The sequence below is a fragment of the Micromonospora sp. NPDC051924 genome (assembly GCF_055586005.1).
The window spans coordinates 119,833-136,860 of sequence record NZ_JBVJJA010000007.1; the positions used below are offsets into that span (position 1 = coordinate 119,833).

Sequence of the window (17,028 nt, forward strand, 5' to 3'; positions counted from 1 at the left end):
ATGTCACGGTACGACTGGGGGAGGACGCACCCGGGCATCGAGCGGCTGGAGCGGGCGGTCACCGAGCGCCGGGACGTGGTCGTCAAGCACCCCCTCTACGCCAACCTGGACACCCACGACGCGCTGGTCACCTTCATGGCGCATCACGTCTTCGCGGTGTGGGACTTCATGTCGCTGCTCAAGTCGCTGCAGCGCCAGCTCACCTGCGTCACCGTGCCGTGGATCCCGACCGGCCCGACCGGCAGCCGCCGCCTGATCAACGACATCGTCATGGTCGAGGAGAGCGACGAACTCGGGGACGGCTACATCAGCCACTTCGAGCTCTACGTGCAGGGCATGAGCGAGGCCGGCGCGGACACCACCGCCGTGGAGAAGCTCGTCGACCTGCTGCGCGCCGGCCACCCGGTGACCGACGCGCTGGCCCAGGCCGGCGTACCGGCCCCGTCGGCCGCCTTCGCCGGCACCACCTGGCGGATCATCGAGACCACCCCGGTGCACTGCCAGGCGGCGGCCTTCGCGTTCGGCCGGGAGGACCTCATTCCGGAGATGTTCACCCAGGTCGTCGCGGTCAACGAGCGCAGCCGGCGGCTCAACAAGTTCGTCGACTACCTGGAGCGGCACATCGAGGTCGACGGGGAGCAGCACACCCCGATGGCCATGCAGATGCTCGCCGACCTCTGCGGCGACGACGACACCAAGTGGCAGGAGTGCGCCGACACCGTCAACGAGGCGCTCGCCGCCCGGGCCAAGCTCTGGGACGACATCCTCGCCGCCGTCAAGGAGGGTCGCCCGGCGTGACCGACATCGACCCGGTCCGGCTCTACCGCACGGTACGGCTGATCCGCCGCTTCGAGGAGCGGGCCATCGAGCTGGTCCGCGCCGGGGAGATCGTCGGCGGCATCCACCCGTACCTCGGTCAGGAGGGGATCGCCGCCGGGGTCTGCGCCGCGCTGCGCGCCGACGACCTGGTGACCGGCACCCACCGCGGGCACGGGCACGTGCTGGCCAAGGGCGCCGATCCGGCCCGGATGCTCGCCGAGCTGTGCGGCCGGGTCACCGGGCTCAACCGGGGCCGGGGCGGGTCGATGCACGCCGCCGACTTCGGCGTCGGGGTGCTCGGCGCCAACGCCATCGTCGGGGCCGCCGGCGCGATCCTCACCGGGGCGGTGTGGGCGCGCCGGCGGCGCGGCGACGACGTGGTCGGCGCGACCTTCTTCGGCGACGGCGCGGTCAACGAGGGGACGCTGCTGGAGGCGTTCAACCTGGCCGCGCTCTGGCGGGTGCCGGTGCTGTTCGTCTGCGAGAACAACGGCTACGCCACCACCATGCCGGTCGCGGGCGCGGTCGCCGGCACCATCGCCGGCCGCGCCGCCGCGTTCGGCATGCCGGCGGTCGCCGTCGACGGCCAGGACCCCGAGGGGGTACGCGACGCCACCGCGGCCGCCGTCGCCCGGATGCGCGCCGGCGGCGGCCCGGAACTGGTCGAGGCCCGCACCTACCGCTTCGACGCCCACCACACCTTCGAGCACCAGGTACGCCTCGACTACCGCCCGCCGGAGGAGGTGGCCGCCGGCCGTTCCCGCGACCCGGTCGACATCCAGGGCACCCGGCTGCCCGCTCCGGTCCGGGCCGAGGTGGACGCCGCCGTGGAGGCTGTTCTCGACGCGGCCGTCGACTACGCCCTGGCCAGCCCCGCGCCGGACCCGGCCACCGCCCTCGACCACCTGTACGCCAGCGGGCTCACCGCCCGGACCGGAGGTGGCTGATGCCCCGGCTCTCCTACCGCAGGGCGCTCACCCGGGCGCTCACCGACGAGATGACCCGCGACGAGTCGGTCTTCCTGCTCGGCGAGGACATCCGGGTGGCCGCCGCGAACGTCACCTCCGGCCTGCTGAAGAAGTTCGGCCCCGAGCGGGTCCTCGACACCCCGCTGTCCGAGCAGGCGTTCACCAGCTTCGCCACCGGCGCCGCGCTGGCCGGCGCGCGCCCGGTGATCGAGTTCCAGATCCCGTCGCTGCTCTTCCTGGTCTTCGAGCAGATCGTCAACCACGCCCACAAGTTCCCGCTGATGACCGGAGGGCAGTGCGCCGTCCCGGTCACCTACCTGGTGCCCGGCTCCGGCTCCCGGACCGGCTGGGCGGGACAGCACTCCGACCACCCGTACAGCCTCTTCGCCCACGTCGGGGTGACCACCGTGGTGCCGGCCACCCCGGCCGACGCGTACGGGCTGCTGGTGTCGGCGATCCGCTGCGCCGACCCGGTGGTCGTCTTCGCCCCCGCCGCCGCCATGGATCTGCGGGCCGACGTCGCCCTTCCCGACCTCGCCCCGGTGCCGCTCGGGCGAGGGTGCGTCCGGCGGGCCGGGACGGACGTCACCGTGGTGGCCGTCGGGCACCTGGTGCACGACGCCCTGGCGGTCGCCGACGAGCTGGCCGACCAGGTCTCCGTGGAGGTCTTCGACCCCCGCACCCTGTACCCGTTCGACTGGGACGGCCTGATCGGGTCGGTGGCCCGCACCGGACGCCTCGTCGTGGTGGACGACTCCAACCGGTCCTGCGGCATCGCCGGGGAGATCATCGCCACCGTCGTCGAGCGGATCCGGCTGGCCGCGCCACCCCGACGGGTCACCCGCCCCGACGGCGCCGTGCTGCCCTTCGCGCCCGCGCTCGACCGGGCCGTGCAACCCGGCCGCGAGCAGCTCATCGCCGCCATCCAACTCTGCCTGAAGGACGCATCATGATCGACCCCGACTACCCGTGGCCGCCGCTCGGCCACGCGTGGACCGACCTTCCCGAGTCGACCCGTACCGCGATGGTCGCCGCCGGCGCCGCGGCCTGGGAGAAGGTCTTCCACGGCCGGGCCACCTACAACAAGCAGTGGCGGCTGGCCCGGCCGCCGGTGCTGACCGCCGACGCGTTCCGCGAGCTGAACGAGGTCTGCGACCGGATCGCCCAGCTCATCCTGGAGGCCTGCCAACGCCGAGCCCGCACCGCCGGGGACTTGCGCCGGCTGCTCGACGTGCCGGAGGGGGAGACCAAGCTCCTCGACGAGGACGAGGTGCTGCACGACGGGCTGCTCGCCGCGTACCGGCCGGACGTGCTCTACTCCGGCGGGGTGCCGTGCATCGTCGAGTACAACATCGACAGCAGCCTCGGCGGTGGCTTCGACGCCGACACGGTGATCTACCGGTACGCCGACCTCTACCGCTCGCAGGGCCTGCTCGACGGGATCCGGCCCGCGCCCTCCCTGCTGGACCAGCGCTTCGCCGCCATCCGGGACAACCTCGACCTGCCCGACGGCGCGCGGGTGGCGCTGCTGATGGACTTCGACGCCGAGTACCCGGGACTGGACGATCCGGAGACGTTCATCCGGATCCTCTCCCCGCTCGCCGATCAGGCCCGGCGCTTCGGCATCGACCTGGTCATCGGGCCGGTCGCCGGGGCCACTCTCGACGACCAGCGGCGACTCGTGGTCGGCGGCGCGCCGGTCGACGCGCTGTTCCGGCTCTTCGTGCCCAACCGGGTCACCCCCAGCGCCGGCCTGGACGCCGTCGCCGGCGCTCTGGCCGCCGGCACCCTGCCGATGTTCGTCAGCACCGCCGCCTGGCTGCTCAGCAACAAGCTGAACTACGCCTGGCTCTGGGACGACCTGGAACTGCTCTCGGACACCGACCGGGCGCTGGTCCGCCGGTACGTGCCGCACACCGTCGCGCTCACCGCCGACCAGCTCGACCGGGCGCTGGCCGAGCAGGCCGACCTGGTCGCCAAGCCGGCCGGCGGCTCCGCCGGGCACGGGGTGCTCATCGGCCGGGAGATGAGCCCGGTGGCCTGGGAGGACGGGGTACGCGCCGCGGTCGACGCGGGCGGCAACATCCTCCAGCGCTACCACGAGGCGGACCGGGTCACGATGGACTTCGTGCAGATCGAGACCGGGGAGACGGTCAGCGCCGAGGTCCCGTACAGCCTCGCCCCGTACCTGTTCGGCCGGACCGGTTCCGGCGCCCTGGCGCGGGTCGGTTACCCCGGCTGCGAGGGCGTCCTCAACCTGGCGAGAGGCGTCCTCATGACCGGCATCCTCCTCACCGACTGAGGGCCTTGTCGCGTTGATCAAGGAGTTTGCGTCTGGATCCGGCCCCCGGATGACGCACACTCCTTGGTCAACAAGGCTGGTGTCGCTCGGACGCGGTGGGGGTGGCGAGGAACTCGGCGATCGGATCGACGAGGCGGGGTGGGGCGACCGCGATCCCGTTGTGCCCGCAGCCGGGAACCTGGAGCGTCCGCGCCCGGGGCAGGACCCCGGCCAGGAGTTCGTTGACCTCGGCGTACCACGGCGCGGCCTTGGCGCCGCAGGCCAGCAGGACGTCGGCGGTGATGCCAGCGTACGCCTCGGCCGGTGCCTCGTGCGCCTGGATCTGCCGGGTCTCGCGCAGCGTCATCGGCAGCAGCGCGCCCATTTTCCGGCCGATCGGGGTGCGCAGGAACAGCCGGCAGACCGCCGTCTGCACGCCGAGCGGGAGGCGCGACGCCGCGTCCTGCGGGTTGACTCCCGCGCCGACCAGGGCCATCGCCCGGGGGATGTTCCCGGCACGGATCGCCTCCTCGGCCGGGTCGAGGTAGTCCGTCGGCAGGCCGTGTCCGGCGAGGCACAGCGGTGCGTCGTAGACCACGACCTGGTCCAGCGGCAGCCGCAACGCGGCCCGCAGCACCACGAACGCGCCGTAGCTGTGCCCGACGGCCCGGCGCGCGCCGGTGTTCGCGAGCACCGCCCCGAGGTCGTCGATCTCCTGCTCGACCGTGTACGGCTCCCGCCGCGGCGGGGCGTCCGCCCGCCCCCGCCGGTTGTAGAGGTGCACCGTGAACCGGTCGGCGAGGCGTGCGGCCAGCCGGCGGTACTCGTCGATGGTGACCCCACCGCCGTGCACCACCACGACGCCCGGGCCGGTGCCCGTCGAGTGCAGGACGATGCGCGCGCCGTCCGGTGCCGAGATCCGCTCCATCACCGTCTCCTCCTGACCCCGTTGAAACCGCGAACGATGTTTGCAGTTTACAGTGGTGTGGTGAGCGGCGCATCCACGAATTCCGGCGGACGGTCCATCTGGAGCCGGCCGGAGCGGGGCAGCCGGGGGCCCGCCCCGACCCACGGCCGGGACGCGATGGTCGCCGCCGCCGTCGAGCTTGCCGACAAGGGCGGACTCGGGGCGGTGTCGATGCGGGCCGTGGCCGGGGCGCTCGGCATGGCCGCCGGCTCGCTCTACCGGCACCTGTCGTCCCGCGACGACCTGCTGGCCCTGATGGTCGACCGGTGCGTGGGCGAGCTGATGCCCTACCCGGAGGCCACCGGCGAGTGGCGGGACGACATGGTGCTGCTGGCCCGCCGCCAGCTCGAGCTGTACCGGCGGCACCGTTGGCTCGCGGACGCGATCGCCCACGCCGGGACCCCCGGGCCGAACACCCTCGCGTGGTTCGACACCTGCCTACGTGTGCTCCAGCCGGTCGGCGCACCGGTCACCGCGAAGTTCGAGGCGATCGCCATGGTCACCGGCGTGGTCTCGCTCTTCGCCCGCGCCGAGACGGCGTCCGGTCCGGTCAGCTTCGAGCACGTCGATCTCGCGGCGTACCCGCACCTCGCCGCCGCCTTCGCCGAGCCACCGTCGACCGCCCCACCGCAGGACCTCTTCGAGCGGACCCTCCGCGGCCTGCTCACCGGCCTGCTCGCTAGCGAGTGCGGGGGAGCGGCCTGATCGCGGGCGCCCCCTACGGCCTGCCTCGCAGCACCTCGTAGAAGGTCTCGGAGGTGAAGCGGGGTCGCTGCTGGTCGTTCCACCCGATCTCCTCCGCGCGCCGCCGGGGCGGCCCCGGCCGCCTGGGCGGCGTCCTCGTCATCGAAGATGGCGATGGACAGGCCGTTGCCGGTCTCGGGGTCGATCAGGTGGTAGGTGGCTCGTACGCCCGGTACGGCCGAGGAGGCTTCGATGACCCAGTCCCGGTCATCGGTCGGCATTGGTTCCCACACTGCGACCCTGGCGATCACGACGTTCCCCGATCTGTTGAGCCGGTGCCCGAGGGCGGGGTCGATGCCAGTATCGGCCACGCCTGCGCCACGACCGGCGTGTCGCGGAGCGGTGACCCCTCCCAGACGGCCCGGTTGCGGCGTCACGGACATCCAGAGACCACTTGGCACGCGCTGATGCCAGCGGCGCCGTCCTTTGTGGAGGCGTACGCCGTACGCGGGTGCCTCACCGCGTCCCCCGGCCCGCTCGGGCAGAATGCCCGGGTGGATGGGGCACGGAAGCGACCGGACAGCGGGGACCTGAGCGCGGTGGTGCGCCGGGTGTACGGCGACGCCCGCGAGTTGCGCGGCGTCGCGCGGCTCACCGGGGGCACCAAGAAGGGCGTCTATCGCCTCACCCTGGACGACGGCACGAGCTGCGTCGTGCACCGCTGGAGCGACGCCGAGAACTGGTGGCCCACCACCGACGAGGACCCCGACGGTCCCTTCTCCCCGGCCACCGGACTCGACCTCTTCGCGTCCGCGCACGCCGAACTCACCGCCGCCGGCGTCCGCGTACCCGAGATCCTGCTGCTCGACCGCGGCCGTGGCGACCTGGCTGTGGTGCAGGACATCCGCGGCGGCAGTCTCGAAGCCCTGCACTCCCGCGACCCCGGCCGGGCCGAACCTGTGCTGGTCGGGCTCGGTGAGCTGATCCGTGCCCTGCACCGCCGGCCTAACGACCGGTACGGCCGGCCGCTCGCCCTCGCGGACGCGCCACCACCGCAGACCGTGGTCCGGGACCGGGCGCTGCGCCACCTGGCGGAGTCCGCCCGACGGGTGCCGGCCATCGCCGCCGCGCGGAACGGCATCGCCGCCCTGCTCGACACCGCGTACGCCGCCGTGGCGCCGCGGGCCGGATACTCCCTGATCCACGGCGAGCTGGGCCCGGACCATGTCCTGGTCGACGACCACGATCGGCCAGTGCTGATCGACATCGAGGGCGCGATGTTCTTCGATCGCGAGTGGGAGCATGCCTTCCTGGAGCTGCGCTTCGGCGACACCTACCACCACCTGGCCGCCGACGATCTGGACGAGGCCCGCCTGCGCCTCTACCGCCTGGCGCTGGACCTGTCCCTGGTGGAGGGTCCGCTGCGCCTGCTCGACGGCGACTTCCCCGACCGCGCCTTCATCCGCTCCATCGCCGACCACGCGACGGACCGCATCCTCGCCCGGCTGCCGTCCCGCTGACAAGGCCCTGACCCGTCCGAACCTCACCAGGGCGGTGCGGCAGCCTCCTGTGCGGGGTGCTGGGCCAGGGCCGCGCGCAGGACCGCCGGAGACGGGCGCATGGTGCCGACATGCACCTGGTAGGTGGGGTGGCCGGCGCGTACGCGTGGCTGCCGGGCGCCGGGTGGTGGTGCCGGCACGCCGGGGTGAAGGGTGACCCGGAGGGTGGCGAACGGACCGGGGTAGCGGATCACCGCCGACCGGACCGCCGCCCAGGGAAGGCCGACAGACGTGCGCCGGTCGGCCAGCTCCAGGGCCGTCGCGTCGCGGTCGTTCATGAGCGGCCTTCCTTCCGCAGGTGCGGCCGACTGTAGAACAACCAGGCCAGGTCTGGGAACCATGCGCCCATCACCGCCCCTGGTCGATGGCCACACCCAGCACCCGGAGGGCCTCGGCGGCGGCGATGGCGTCGCTGCGGGCGCTGCCGTGCCGGCCGTCGCTGCTGTAGAGGGACGGGTCGGCCACCATCGGATGGTCGGTGAGGTGCACGTGCAGGGTGCCGAGCCGTTCGGCCAGCCTGGCGGTGTGCCCGGAGAGCAGGCGCATCCGCTCACCCAGTCCAGCCCGCAGCGCCGCCGGCACGGCCGGGCTGTGCGAGACGTCGAACATGCCGACGGTGATGACGTCCGCGCCGGCGTCCCGCAACGCCGTGATCATCGCGGTCAGTTCCGCGTCCACGTCCTCCGGGTCGTACCCGGTCCGGAAGGCGTCGTTGCCACCGCAGACCACCAGCGCCAGGTCGGGGCGGAAGTCCAGCGCCGGGCCGAGCTGTTCGGCCCGCACCTCGCCCGCCCGCAGCCCCCGCCGCCCCAGGTTCAGGTACGCCAGTCCAGGTTGGACGGCCCGCAGCTCGGCGGCAATCCGGTCGGCCCACTGCAGGTCCGGGTACCCGTCGACCGGCTCGCACATGCCCTCGGCGACACTGTCGCCCAGCACCACGAACCGCCGCCACGGGTGGCCGCGCAACAGCTCCGCGCTCTCGCCCGCGCGCAGGCACCACGGATCCGTCGCTTCGGTCACCGTCGATCCCACGCCCGCACGCTAGCCGATCGGGAAGGCTCCGTCGATCAACCGGTCAGCGGGGGGCGAGGGCGAGCAGGAGGAGCGTCGTCACCAGACCCGCGCCGGCCACCACGAGCATCGGTCGCGGGGTGAGCACGGCGTGCCGGCGGTCGGCGATCAGCCGGGCCGGGGCCAGTCCGACCAGCGGGCCGAGCAGCGTGACGACCAACGCCAGCACCGGCATGCCGACCGCCAGGTCACCACCCGAGCCGTACCCCAGCGCCCGGGCGGCCAGGCCCAGGGCGTACGCGACGACCGCGCCGCCGATCCCGCAGGCCACCAGCAACGGGTTGGCCGAGCCGGGCAGCTCGCCCGGTTGGCGGGTGCGGTCCAGCAGCTCGCGTACCCCGTGCAGCAGCGGCACCGGGTCGCCGGCGGCGTCCCGGGCCGGCCCGGGGGGATCGCCCAGCCGCCGCCCGCCCGCGCCGATTCGGGCCCGTAGCTGTCCCCACAGGTGGGTGGTCTCGGCGTCGACCCGTTCGACCAGGTCGCGGGCCTCGGCCACCTCCGCCTCGGCCTGCCGGACCTGCGCGGTGGCCTCGGCCACGGCCCGGTCGGCGGCGGCGCACTGCTGCGCGTACCAGGTGTGCGCCTCGGCGCGCTGGCCGGCCACCCGGGCGGTCAGCTCGGCGAGCCGACGGATCTGGGCGGCGTACGTCTCACTGGTCACCGGTTCGTTCATCGGGAGGGACCATAGGGGATGATCACCTGGCCGGTGCGGTGCACTGCCCGGTCGAAGTAGAGACCCCGCCACGGCCGGGGGTACCAGTCCGGGCCGCCGGTGCCCGGGTACAGCGAGGAGCCCAGCTCGGCACCCTGCACGTCCAGCGCCACCCAGGCGCCGATGTTCTCGATCCGGGCGGCCGGGCCGCCCAGGTCGGCCCGCATCCGGGCCACCCCCCGCCACCAGGCCAGCACGTGCGTACGGCGTTCCGGCCCGTCGTGCAGGATGCGGCGCAGCTGCTCCAGCCCGGTCCGCCGGCCCACCTTCCCGGCGAGCTGACCGGCCGCCGCGTCGACCGCGTACAGCAGCAGGTAGTGCGGGGTGTTCGGGGTGCCCGGCGCACCGAGCGCGTCGCCCACCTCGGCCATCAGCTCGGGCACCGTCTCCTCGTCGTACCAGGCGGCGTCGTCGGCCAGGTCCTCGTAGAGGGCGCGGGCGGCCGGGTCGGCGTCCGGGTCGAGGCAGGCGATGGAGAACCGGGCGGTGCCGGGACGGTGCTGGCGGGCGAGTGACCGGGCCGCGGCGTCGAGCACCGCGCACGCCTCGTCGACCCGGGTGCCCAGCACGGCCAGGTTGCGCCCGGGGGCCCGGGGCAGCCGGAGCGCCGCCGAGCGGGCCTGCACGTCGATGATCTCGCCGAGCAGCGCCACCGGGCTGCGCGGCACCCCCTGCTCGGGGGTGGTCAGCGCGCGGAAGTCCGGCGCGTCAGCCAGCCGGGGAATCGCGTCGCCGTCGAAGAGCCGGGCCGGGGCGGCGTCCTGCGGGCGCATCCGCCACAGCCGGTGCTGCAGCTCGCTCCAGGTCTCCCAGTCGCTGGCCGACGGGATGCGGGCCACCTCGTTCCCCTCGACCAGCCCGGACTCGGCGTTGACCACGGCGTGGTGCCGGGGCAGCGACTGCGCCGCGTCGTTGCGTTCGGCCAGGATGCGCAGCGCCTTGGGCAGCGCGATCCGCAGGGTGAACTGGGCGACCAGCGCGGGCCGCCCCCAGAGCGCCTCGATGCCGCGGACGTCCTGCGAGGCGAGCACCAGGTGGATACCCTGCGACCGGCCCCGCCGGGCCAGGTCCTCCAGCAGGTCGGCGGCCTCCCGGGCCACCACGTCCCGGCCGGCGAGCAGCGCCTGGAACTCGTCGACCACCGCGACGATCCGGGGCCAGTGCCCGGTCGGGTCCACCGCGCGCAGCTCGGCCAGCTTGGTGACCTCGTGCTTCTTCGCGGCGTCCGCGCGGCGGCGCAGCTCCTCGGCGAGGAAGCGCAGCAGGGCCAGCCCGAACTCCCGGTCGGTGTTGACGTTGATGCCGACCAGCCGCATGTGCGGCAGCCAGCTCGGGTCCCGCCGGCCCTGGGCGAACCGGGCGAAGGACACCCCCTCCTTGAAGTCGAGCAGGTAGAACTCCAGCTCGGCGGGGGAGTAGCGGGAGGCGAGCGCGCCGATCCAGGCGAAGATCAGGTTGGTCTTGCCGGTGCCGGAGGGGCCGCCGATCAGCGCGTGCGGCGGGTAGTCGCCGAGGGTGAGCAGCACCGGCCGCCCGTGCGGGCCCTCGCCGATCGGCGCGGCCAGCCCGTGCGCCGAGTCCTCCCGCCAGTACTCCTCGGGCGGGGGGAGCAGGTCGGTGAAGGGCGCCGGCGGAGGGCCGGCGTTGACCCGGGACGCCACCTCGCGGCAGGTCTCGGTGACCAGGGGGGCCGGCGGCGGCGCGTCGAGCACCACGGGCAGCCCGGCGATCCGGGCGTCGTCGGGCTCCACCACCACCCGGGTGACGGTCGGATCGTCCGGCAGGTCGATGCCGCGGACCACCAGGTGCACGCCGCAGGCCGCGCCGGTGCGGACCACCCGGTCCAGTTGGCCGCGCTCGTGCCGGGACAGCTCGTCGCCGCCGAGCAGCACCGCCACCCGCCACGGCTCCGGCCGGCGGCCGGTCGCCGCGGCGAGCGCGCGCAGCGAGGCGTACTCGCCGGCGAGCACGGTCTCGTTGATCCGGCGGATCTGCTCCACCAGGTCGTCCAGCAACCGGCCCAGCCCGCCGGGGCCGACGAAGGTGAGCAGCCCGGCGGCGCCGAGCGGGGCGAACCCGGCCAGCCCCCCGCCGAGGTGCTCGGGGTCGTACCCGAAGAGCCGGACCGTGCCGGGGTCGGCGCGGCCAATCGAACGCAACAGCAGCGCGGGCACCACCGCGGCGATCCCGTCGCGGTCGCTGCCGGCCAGCTGCACGTGGCCGGCGTCCAGCAGCGGCACCAGGGCCGGCACCGGTTCGGCGCCGGGGATGCGGACCGTGCCGACCCGGACCGCCCCGGGGGTCTCGGCCCGGCCGGCGGGCGTCGACCGCCACCGGTCCCAGGGCGCGGACGCCGCGCCGGGGGCCTCCCGCTCGGCCGCCGCGGCGGCCCGCCGGGCCAGCTCGCCGATGTGCCGGGTGTGCCGGGCGTCGATCTCGGCCAGCCGGCGGTCGCGGGCGGCACCCACCCGCTCCGGTACGGCGGCCGCGGCGCGCCGCACCCGGGTCAGCCGCTCCCGGCCGGCGGCCAGCTCGGCGTCGGCGGCGGCCAGCCGGTTGCGGGTCGCGCCGAGGGCCTCGGAGAGCATTCCCCGGACCCGCGTCACCAGTTGGGCGCGGACATCAGCCACGGGTCGACTCCCGCTCGTCGGCGTCCTTGGGCAGGTCCCGCCCGAGCCGGTCCAGCAGCACCCCGGTGACCACCCCGGCGGTGACCGCCGGGTCGGCCGCGTGCGGTTGCTGCTCGTCGCCGGGACGGCGCGGCGGGGGCATCCGGCAGACCCGGGTCAGCAGGGTGTCCAGCACCGGCGGCGGCAGCCCGGGCAGCAGGTCCCGGACCCGCCCGTCCAGCTCCCGGCGCAGCCGGCCCAGGTCGTCCGCGCGGGGCGGGTGCCCGAGCAGCTCGCCGGCCAGGTCGCGCAGCATCGGCGGGGCGATCGCGGCCAGCCCCAGCCCGACGTCGGCGTGCGCGGCGCGCAGCTCGCGGTGCAGCCGGTCCCGGTCCCCGGAGCGGACCCCGGTGACCACCCGGCGCAGCAGCTCCCGGGAGTCGCCGACCCGGTCGTCCGGCGCGTCCGGCGCGCCCTCCCGGCCGCCGGTCAGCTCGGCCACCCGCACCGCCCACCAGCGCCGCATGGCCGGCTGCTCCGGCTCGGGGGCGCCGCCCGGGGTGGCCGGCGGGACGCCGCCGCGGGGCGCGTCGTGCTGCGGCCGGCGCCGCTCCCCGGTCGGAGCGGGTGAACCGTCGGCGGCCAGCCCGATCGCGGCCAGGTACGCGGACAGCTGCTCCTGGGCCACCCGCAGCGTGTGGGTGGCGGTCTCGACGTGCTCGGTCGCGGCGGACAGCTCCGGCACCCCCATCGGGTTGGCCGACTCCTGGCGCACCCAGCGCAGCCGCTCGGTGGCCTGGCCGAGCTTCTCCAGGGCCAGGGCGAGCGGGGCGAGCGGCAGTTCCTCGGCGGCGGCGCGGACCTGCGCGCCGATGTCCTCGACGATGGACACGGCCGGCCCTTCAGAGCGTGGCGACGTAGAGCTGCGCCTGCTCGACCGCGACCAGGGTGGCGGAGAGGCACTCCTCCAGCTCCTGGGCGGCCTGGGTCAGCGACGCCTGGGCCGCCTCGACGGTCTCGTGCCCGCTGCCCTCCAACGCGCCGGCCAGGGTCTGCTGCGCCTCGGCCAGCTTCTCGCCGGCCGCGTGCACGGCTGTCTGCCCGTCACCTATCTGCTGGAGGGCGACATCGATGGCTGCCTTCAGCTCGGCGACGCTCGCCACGGGGGACCTCCTGGGGGCAAGGGAGATCTCCATTACAACCCATCCCGACGGGTGGACGAACATCCGCCCTCGCGGTGTTCCTGCCCCGCTGTCCGATTGTGCCCTTGACGTGCGGGAAGAGCCCGGGTGGCCGCTCGCGGATGGTCCCGCCGGTGGGACAACCGGTCCCGTCGGCGGCCAGCTCAGCGGGGCAGCCGGCGCGGGCCGTACACCTCGGCGCCCAGCGTGCCCACCCGGGACCGCAGCTCCCGGTCGGCGGTGACCACCACCCGGCGCCGGTCCGGCGCCGCCGCGACCAGGTCGACGATGGTGTCGTCGCCGGAGCCCGGCGCGGCCACAACGGTGACACCGGGCACCGCGGGCACGTCCCGCGCCGCGCCCTCCAGCACCAGCACCACCTCCACCGGGGGCGGCAGCTCCGGGGGTACGCCGGCCTCGGCCAGCGGCACCAGCGCGTCGCGCAGCCGGGCGGCGGCCCCGGCCCGGTCCCGCCACCAGCCGTCCGGGCGGGAGCCCACCACGTTCGCGCCGTCGACGATCAGCAGCGGCCTGGTCTCCATGACCCCAGCCTGCCACCCGGGCCGGCCGGGGCCCCGCGCCCGGCCCGCCGCGTTTGTCGCGCCGACCGCCGGGTAGCCACCGCCGACCGTGCCGCGCCATGTCGCGCCCCGGCCGTGCCGACCGACTGCGGAGGACAGAGATGATGGGACCCGGTGACTTCGGCAACGACCCGTGGGACGAGTTCCTGGCCCGGTACTTCGGCCGGGGCGAGGGGGGACGCCGGCCGGCGCACCGGGTCGACATCACCCGGCTGATGACCGCCGACGCGCGGGAGATGCTCGCCGACGCGGCCCGCCGGGCCGCCCAGAAGCACAGCAACGACCTGGACACCGACCACCTGCTCTGGGCGGCGTTGCAACGGGAGCCGCTGCGCGACCTGGTACGCCGGGCCGGCGCCGACCCGGACGCGCTGGTCAACGCCCTCGGCGGCCGGGGCGAGGGGGCGCCGCGGGGCGAGGTGCCGCCGAACCTGTCGCTCACCCCGGCGGCCAAGCGGGCGCTGCTCGACGCGCACCAGCTCTCCCGGGCGATGGGCGCGAACTACATCGGTCCCGAGCACATCCTGATGGCCCTGCCGCTCAACCCGGAGTCGCCGGCCGGCCGGATGCTCGCCGCCGGCCGGATCCAGCCCGAGTCGTTGCAGGCGGCCAGCGCCGAACGCGGCCCGATGACGGGCCCGAAGCCGGACCGGGGCACCCCCACCCTGGACCAGTACGGTCAGGACCTCACCGAGCTGGCCCGGATGGACCAGATCGACCCGGTGATCGGCCGGGCCGACGAGATCGAGCAGGCCGTGGAGATCCTGTCCCGGCGGACCAAGAACAACCCGGTGCTGATCGGTGAAGCCGGCGTCGGCAAGACCGCCATCGTGGAGGGGCTCGCCGAGCGGATCTGCGACGGCGACGTGCCGCAGACCCTGATCGGCAAGCGGGTCATCCAACTCGACCTGGCCGGCCTGGTGGCCGGCACCCGCTACCGGGGCGACTTCGAGGAACGACTGAAGAAGGTGATCGACGAGATCCGCGCCCACCGGGAGGAGCTGATCATCTTCCTGGACGAGATCCACACCCTGGTCGGCGCGGGTGGCGCCGGCAGCGAGGGTGGCATGGACGCGTCCAACATGCTCAAGCCGGCCCTGGCCCGCGGCGAGCTGCGGGTGATCGGCGCGACCACGCTGGACGAGTACCGGCGCAGCATCGAGAAGGACGCCGCGCTGGCCCGCCGGTTCCAGCCGGTGCTGGTGCCCGAGCCCAGCGTCGAGGACACCATCGCCATCCTGCGCGGCCTGCGCGACCGCTACGAGGCCCACCACCAGGTGCGGTTCACCGACGAGGCCTTGGTGGCCGCCGCCGAGCTGTCCGACCGGTACATCACCGACCGGTACCTGCCGGACAAGGCGATCGACCTGATCGACCAGGCCGGCGCCCGGGTCCGGCTGCGCACCCGTACCCCGGCCGCCGACGTGCGTGAGCTGGAGCAGCAGCTCGACGAGGTACGCCGGGACAAGGAGCAGGCGGTCTCCGACGAGCAGTACGAGCGGGCCTCCCAGCTGCGCGACCGGACCGCCGAGCTGGAGGACCAGATCCGGCGCGCCCGTGGTGACGAGGGCCCCAACCACGTGCCGGAGGTGGGGCCGAAGGAGATCGCCGAGGTGGTCTCCCGGGCCACCGGCATCCCGGTCAACCAGCTCACCGAGGAGGAACGCGACCGGTTGCTGCGCCTGGAGGGTCACCTGCACGAGAAGGTGGTCGGCCAGGACGAGGCCGTCAGCGCCGTCGCCGAGGCGGTGCGCCGCTCCCGTACCGGCCTGGCCGACCCGAACCGGCCGATGGGCAGCTTCCTCTTCCTCGGCCCCACGGGTGTCGGCAAGACGGAGCTGGCCCGGGCCCTCGCCGAGGCGCTCTTCGGCGAGGCGGACCGGATGGTCCGGGTGGACATGAGCGAGTTCCAGGAGCGGCACACGGTCAGCCGGCTGGTCGGCGCGCCGCCCGGATACGTCGGCTACGAGGAGGCCGGCCAGCTCACCGAGGCGGTCCGTCGCCGCCCGTACGCGGTGGTGCTGCTGGACGAGATCGAGAAGGCCCACCCGGACGTGTTCAACATCCTGCTCCAGGTGCTCGACGACGGCCGGCTCACCGACAGCCAGGGCCGCACGGTGAACTTCAAGAACACCGTACTGATCATGACGAGCAACCTGGGCTCGGAACTGATCACCGGCACCCAGCGCACGGTCGGCTTCGCCACCGGCGAGCCCGGCCAGCAGGAGGCCAGCGAGCTGCGGGAACGGCTGATGCGGCGGCTGCAGGAGAACTTCCGGCCCGAGTTCATCAACCGGATCGACGAGGTGATCATCTTCCAGCGGCTCGAGGCCGAGCAGCTGCGGGAGATCACCGAGCTGCTGCTGGAGGAGACCCGCCGCCGGCTGCACGCGCAGGACATCCAGGTCGACTTCACCACCGCCGGCATCGACTGGCTGGCCGAGCACGGCTACCAGCCCGAGTTCGGCGCCCGGCCGCTGCGCCGGGTGATCCAGCGGGAGGTGGACAACCGGCTCTCCCGCATGCTGTTGGAGAACGAGATCTCCCCGGGGCAGAAGGTCGCCGTGGACGCGCGGGACGGGCAGCTCGTCTTCGAAGTGGGCGCCAGTGACCGCGGCTACACCGCCGCGACCACGTCCCACCCCCGATGAGCCAGGACGGCCCAGCCCGGACGGAGCGGAGGGCGGAGATGACCGAACCCGAGGAGACCCGGGAGGACACGGAACGCAGCGAGCCGATCGTCGCGCCCCCGACGGCGAACCCGTCCCGGGTCAAGGTGCCGCCGGAGGGCCTGAAGCAGCAGAGCGAGCAGGGTGAGGGCGACCGGACGCCGTCCGGGCCGCCGCCGGCAGAGGAGGCGTGATGGTACGCGAGGCGCGACTCGACCCCGAGGTCGAGGTGATCTGGGACGACTTCCACGCCGAGGTGAACGTCCCCTCCGAGAAGTTGCGGCAGTGGCTGCTGACCCGTGGGTCGGGGGAGGAGGCGTTCGGTCCGAACCCGGACCTCGACCTGCCCGAGCCCGGCCGGCAGATCCTCCACGTGCTGACCAAGCGAAAGGTGGACCTCACTCCGGAGGACATCGAGGTGATGCAGGACGCCATCGAGCGGATCCGGGCGCTCACCGCGGAGAAGCCGCGCCGCGGCAACGCCGACGACGAGTGGCGGCACTCCCTGCTCGACCTCGGCCACGACGTCCTCATCGAACGCTGACCGCACCGCGACGCCGTGCCCCGACGGGCGCGGCGTCGATCCCTACAGGCACACGGCGTCAATCATGAGGTTGGCCACCCCGACCCGCCGGTCCGGGTGCGCCAACCTCATGATTGACGGAGCGGAGCAGGGCTACTCGTACTCGGATTCGAGGCTCGGGAGCTGGAGGCCGGCGGCGTCGGCCGCCGCCTCGCGGTCGGCGCGGGCACGTTCCTCGCGGCTGAGCAGGTTGGCGTACTCGGTGATGTCCGCCGGCTCGGGCACCTCGGGCAGCCGGCGCAGGAAGGTCTCGACGTCGGCGGCGGCGGCGGTGTGCGCGGCGGCCGCCTGGCGCAGCAGCTCCCGCTGGTCGGCGGCGGGGTACAGGTCAGTCATGCCGGCGT

18 protein-coding genes are annotated in these 17,028 nt (G+C 74.3%); 9 read left to right on the forward strand and 9 right to left on the reverse strand.

Annotation, left to right across the window (positions count from 1 at the left end; translation table 11 throughout):
* The 4 genes from ACZ6S5_RS07930 to ACZ6S5_RS07945 are packed head-to-tail and all read left to right on the forward strand — an operon-like array spanning window position 1 to window position 4,089.
* Window positions 1–798 (forward strand): DUF3050 domain-containing protein, encoded by a 798-nt coding sequence (locus tag ACZ6S5_RS07930; RefSeq protein ID WP_465998914.1) that lies wholly within the window; start codon window positions 1–3, stop codon window positions 796–798.
* Window positions 795–1,766 carry a thiamine pyrophosphate-dependent dehydrogenase E1 component subunit alpha gene (locus ACZ6S5_RS07935; protein ID WP_465998916.1) on the forward strand — a complete coding sequence of 324 codons (972 nt, stop codon included), beginning with the start codon at window positions 795–797 and terminating at the stop codon, window positions 1,764–1,766. Before ACZ6S5_RS07930 ends, ACZ6S5_RS07935 begins: the two co-directional genes overlap by 4 nt.
* Window positions 1,766–2,740 (forward strand): alpha-ketoacid dehydrogenase subunit beta, encoded by a 975-nt coding sequence (locus ACZ6S5_RS07940; RefSeq protein ID WP_465998918.1) that lies wholly within the window; start codon window positions 1,766–1,768, stop codon window positions 2,738–2,740. Before ACZ6S5_RS07935 ends, ACZ6S5_RS07940 begins: the two co-directional genes overlap by 1 nt.
* On the forward strand, window positions 2,737–4,089 hold the full coding sequence (locus ACZ6S5_RS07945) for an ATP-grasp domain-containing protein (RefSeq protein ID WP_465998920.1): 1,353 nt from the start codon (window positions 2,737–2,739) through the stop codon (window positions 4,087–4,089). The genes ACZ6S5_RS07940 and ACZ6S5_RS07945 overlap by 4 nt, the downstream gene beginning before the upstream one ends.
* 67 nt (window positions 4,090–4,156) lie before the next feature.
* On the opposite strand, the gene ACZ6S5_RS07950 is transcribed toward ACZ6S5_RS07945, so the two are convergent.
* Window positions 4,157–4,996, reverse strand: coding sequence for an alpha/beta fold hydrolase (locus ACZ6S5_RS07950; protein ID WP_465998922.1), 840 nt, complete (start codon window positions 4,994–4,996; stop codon window positions 4,157–4,159).
* A 60-nt stretch (window positions 4,997–5,056) separates the two neighbouring features.
* On the opposite strand from ACZ6S5_RS07950, the gene ACZ6S5_RS07955 reads away from it, so the two are divergent.
* Together ACZ6S5_RS07955 and ACZ6S5_RS07960 are read left to right on the forward strand one after the other, a co-directional pair.
* On the forward strand, window positions 5,057–5,740 hold the full coding sequence (locus ACZ6S5_RS07955) for a TetR/AcrR family transcriptional regulator (RefSeq protein WP_465998924.1): 684 nt from the start codon (window positions 5,057–5,059) through the stop codon (window positions 5,738–5,740).
* A 533-nt stretch (window positions 5,741–6,273) separates the two neighbouring features.
* Complete coding sequence (locus tag ACZ6S5_RS07960; protein ID WP_465998925.1) at window positions 6,274–7,239, forward strand: aminoglycoside phosphotransferase family protein; 966 nt, start codon at window positions 6,274–6,276, stop codon at window positions 7,237–7,239.
* A gap of 23 nt (window positions 7,240–7,262) precedes the next feature.
* Here the strand turns inward: ACZ6S5_RS07960 and ACZ6S5_RS07965 are convergent, their stop codons facing one another.
* The 7 genes from ACZ6S5_RS07965 to ACZ6S5_RS07995 form a co-directional block, all read right to left on the reverse strand.
* Window positions 7,263–7,556, reverse strand: a complete 294-nt coding sequence (locus ACZ6S5_RS07965) for a hypothetical protein (protein ID WP_465998926.1) — start codon at window positions 7,554–7,556, stop codon at window positions 7,263–7,265.
* 70 nt (window positions 7,557–7,626) lie between these two features.
* Complete coding sequence (locus ACZ6S5_RS07970; RefSeq protein WP_465998928.1) at window positions 7,627–8,310, reverse strand: SGNH/GDSL hydrolase family protein; 684 nt, start codon at window positions 8,308–8,310, stop codon at window positions 7,627–7,629.
* Window positions 8,311–8,353: 43 nt separating this feature from the next.
* On the reverse strand, window positions 8,354–9,022 hold the full coding sequence (locus tag ACZ6S5_RS07975) for a hypothetical protein (protein ID WP_465998930.1): 669 nt from the start codon (window positions 9,020–9,022) through the stop codon (window positions 8,354–8,356).
* On the reverse strand, window positions 9,019–11,691 hold the full coding sequence (locus ACZ6S5_RS07980; RefSeq protein WP_465998932.1) for an FtsK/SpoIIIE domain-containing protein: 2,673 nt from the start codon (window positions 11,689–11,691) through the stop codon (window positions 9,019–9,021). The genes ACZ6S5_RS07975 and ACZ6S5_RS07980 overlap by 4 nt, the downstream gene beginning before the upstream one ends.
* Window positions 11,684–12,562, reverse strand: a complete 879-nt coding sequence (locus ACZ6S5_RS07985; RefSeq protein ID WP_465998934.1) for a hypothetical protein — start codon at window positions 12,560–12,562, stop codon at window positions 11,684–11,686. Before ACZ6S5_RS07985 ends, ACZ6S5_RS07980 begins: the two co-directional genes overlap by 8 nt.
* Before the next feature lie 10 nt (window positions 12,563–12,572).
* Window positions 12,573–12,833, reverse strand: a complete 261-nt coding sequence (locus ACZ6S5_RS07990; protein WP_465998935.1) for a hypothetical protein — start codon at window positions 12,831–12,833, stop codon at window positions 12,573–12,575.
* A 182-nt stretch (window positions 12,834–13,015) separates the two neighbouring features.
* Complete coding sequence (locus tag ACZ6S5_RS07995; RefSeq protein WP_465998937.1) at window positions 13,016–13,393, reverse strand: hypothetical protein; 378 nt, start codon at window positions 13,391–13,393, stop codon at window positions 13,016–13,018.
* Between the two features lie 140 nt (window positions 13,394–13,533).
* On the opposite strand from ACZ6S5_RS07995, the gene ACZ6S5_RS08000 reads away from it, so the two are divergent.
* The 3 genes from ACZ6S5_RS08000 to ACZ6S5_RS08010 are packed head-to-tail and all read left to right on the forward strand — an operon-like array spanning window position 13,534 to window position 16,645.
* A complete protein-coding gene (locus tag ACZ6S5_RS08000; protein ID WP_465998939.1) occupies window positions 13,534–16,083 on the forward strand; it encodes an ATP-dependent Clp protease ATP-binding subunit in 2,550 nt (849 codons plus the stop codon).
* A gap of 38 nt (window positions 16,084–16,121) precedes the next feature.
* A complete protein-coding gene (locus ACZ6S5_RS08005; RefSeq protein ID WP_465998941.1) occupies window positions 16,122–16,295 on the forward strand; it encodes a hypothetical protein in 174 nt (57 codons plus the stop codon).
* On the forward strand, window positions 16,295–16,645 hold the full coding sequence (locus tag ACZ6S5_RS08010; protein ID WP_465998943.1) for a DUF3140 domain-containing protein: 351 nt from the start codon (window positions 16,295–16,297) through the stop codon (window positions 16,643–16,645). Before ACZ6S5_RS08005 ends, ACZ6S5_RS08010 begins: the two co-directional genes overlap by 1 nt.
* A gap of 132 nt (window positions 16,646–16,777) precedes the next feature.
* On the opposite strand, the gene ACZ6S5_RS08015 is transcribed toward ACZ6S5_RS08010, so the two are convergent.
* Window positions 16,778–17,020 (reverse strand): hypothetical protein, encoded by a 243-nt coding sequence (locus tag ACZ6S5_RS08015; RefSeq protein ID WP_465998945.1) that lies wholly within the window; start codon window positions 17,018–17,020, stop codon window positions 16,778–16,780.
* Window positions 17,021–17,028: the final 8 nt, after the last annotated feature.

Bases quoted from the DNA above. Each gene is read 5' to 3' on its own strand.
- ACZ6S5_RS07930 (WP_465998914.1), top strand. From the start codon at position 1: ATGTCACGGTACGACTGGGGGAGGACGCACCCGGGCATCGAGCGGCTG.
- ACZ6S5_RS07975 (WP_465998930.1), bottom strand. From the start codon at position 9,022: ATGAACGAACCGGTGACCAGTGAGACGTACGCCGCCCAGATCCGTCGG.
- ACZ6S5_RS08010 (WP_465998943.1), top strand. From the start codon at position 16,295: ATGGTACGCGAGGCGCGACTCGACCCCGAGGTCGAGGTGATCTGGGAC.
- ACZ6S5_RS07945 (WP_465998920.1), top strand. From the start codon at position 2,737: ATGATCGACCCCGACTACCCGTGGCCGCCGCTCGGCCACGCGTGGACC.
- ACZ6S5_RS07965 (WP_465998926.1), bottom strand. From the start codon at position 7,556: ATGAACGACCGCGACGCGACGGCCCTGGAGCTGGCCGACCGGCGCACG.
- ACZ6S5_RS07950 (WP_465998922.1), bottom strand. From the start codon at position 4,996: ATGGAGCGGATCTCGGCACCGGACGGCGCGCGCATCGTCCTGCACTCG.
- ACZ6S5_RS08015 (WP_465998945.1), bottom strand. From the start codon at position 17,020: ATGACTGACCTGTACCCCGCCGCCGACCAGCGGGAGCTGCTGCGCCAG.
- ACZ6S5_RS07940 (WP_465998918.1), top strand. From the start codon at position 1,766: ATGCCCCGGCTCTCCTACCGCAGGGCGCTCACCCGGGCGCTCACCGAC.
- ACZ6S5_RS07995 (WP_465998937.1), bottom strand. From the start codon at position 13,393: ATGGAGACCAGGCCGCTGCTGATCGTCGACGGCGCGAACGTGGTGGGC.
- ACZ6S5_RS08005 (WP_465998941.1), top strand. From the start codon at position 16,122: ATGACCGAACCCGAGGAGACCCGGGAGGACACGGAACGCAGCGAGCCG.
- ACZ6S5_RS08000 (WP_465998939.1), top strand. From the start codon at position 13,534: ATGATGGGACCCGGTGACTTCGGCAACGACCCGTGGGACGAGTTCCTG.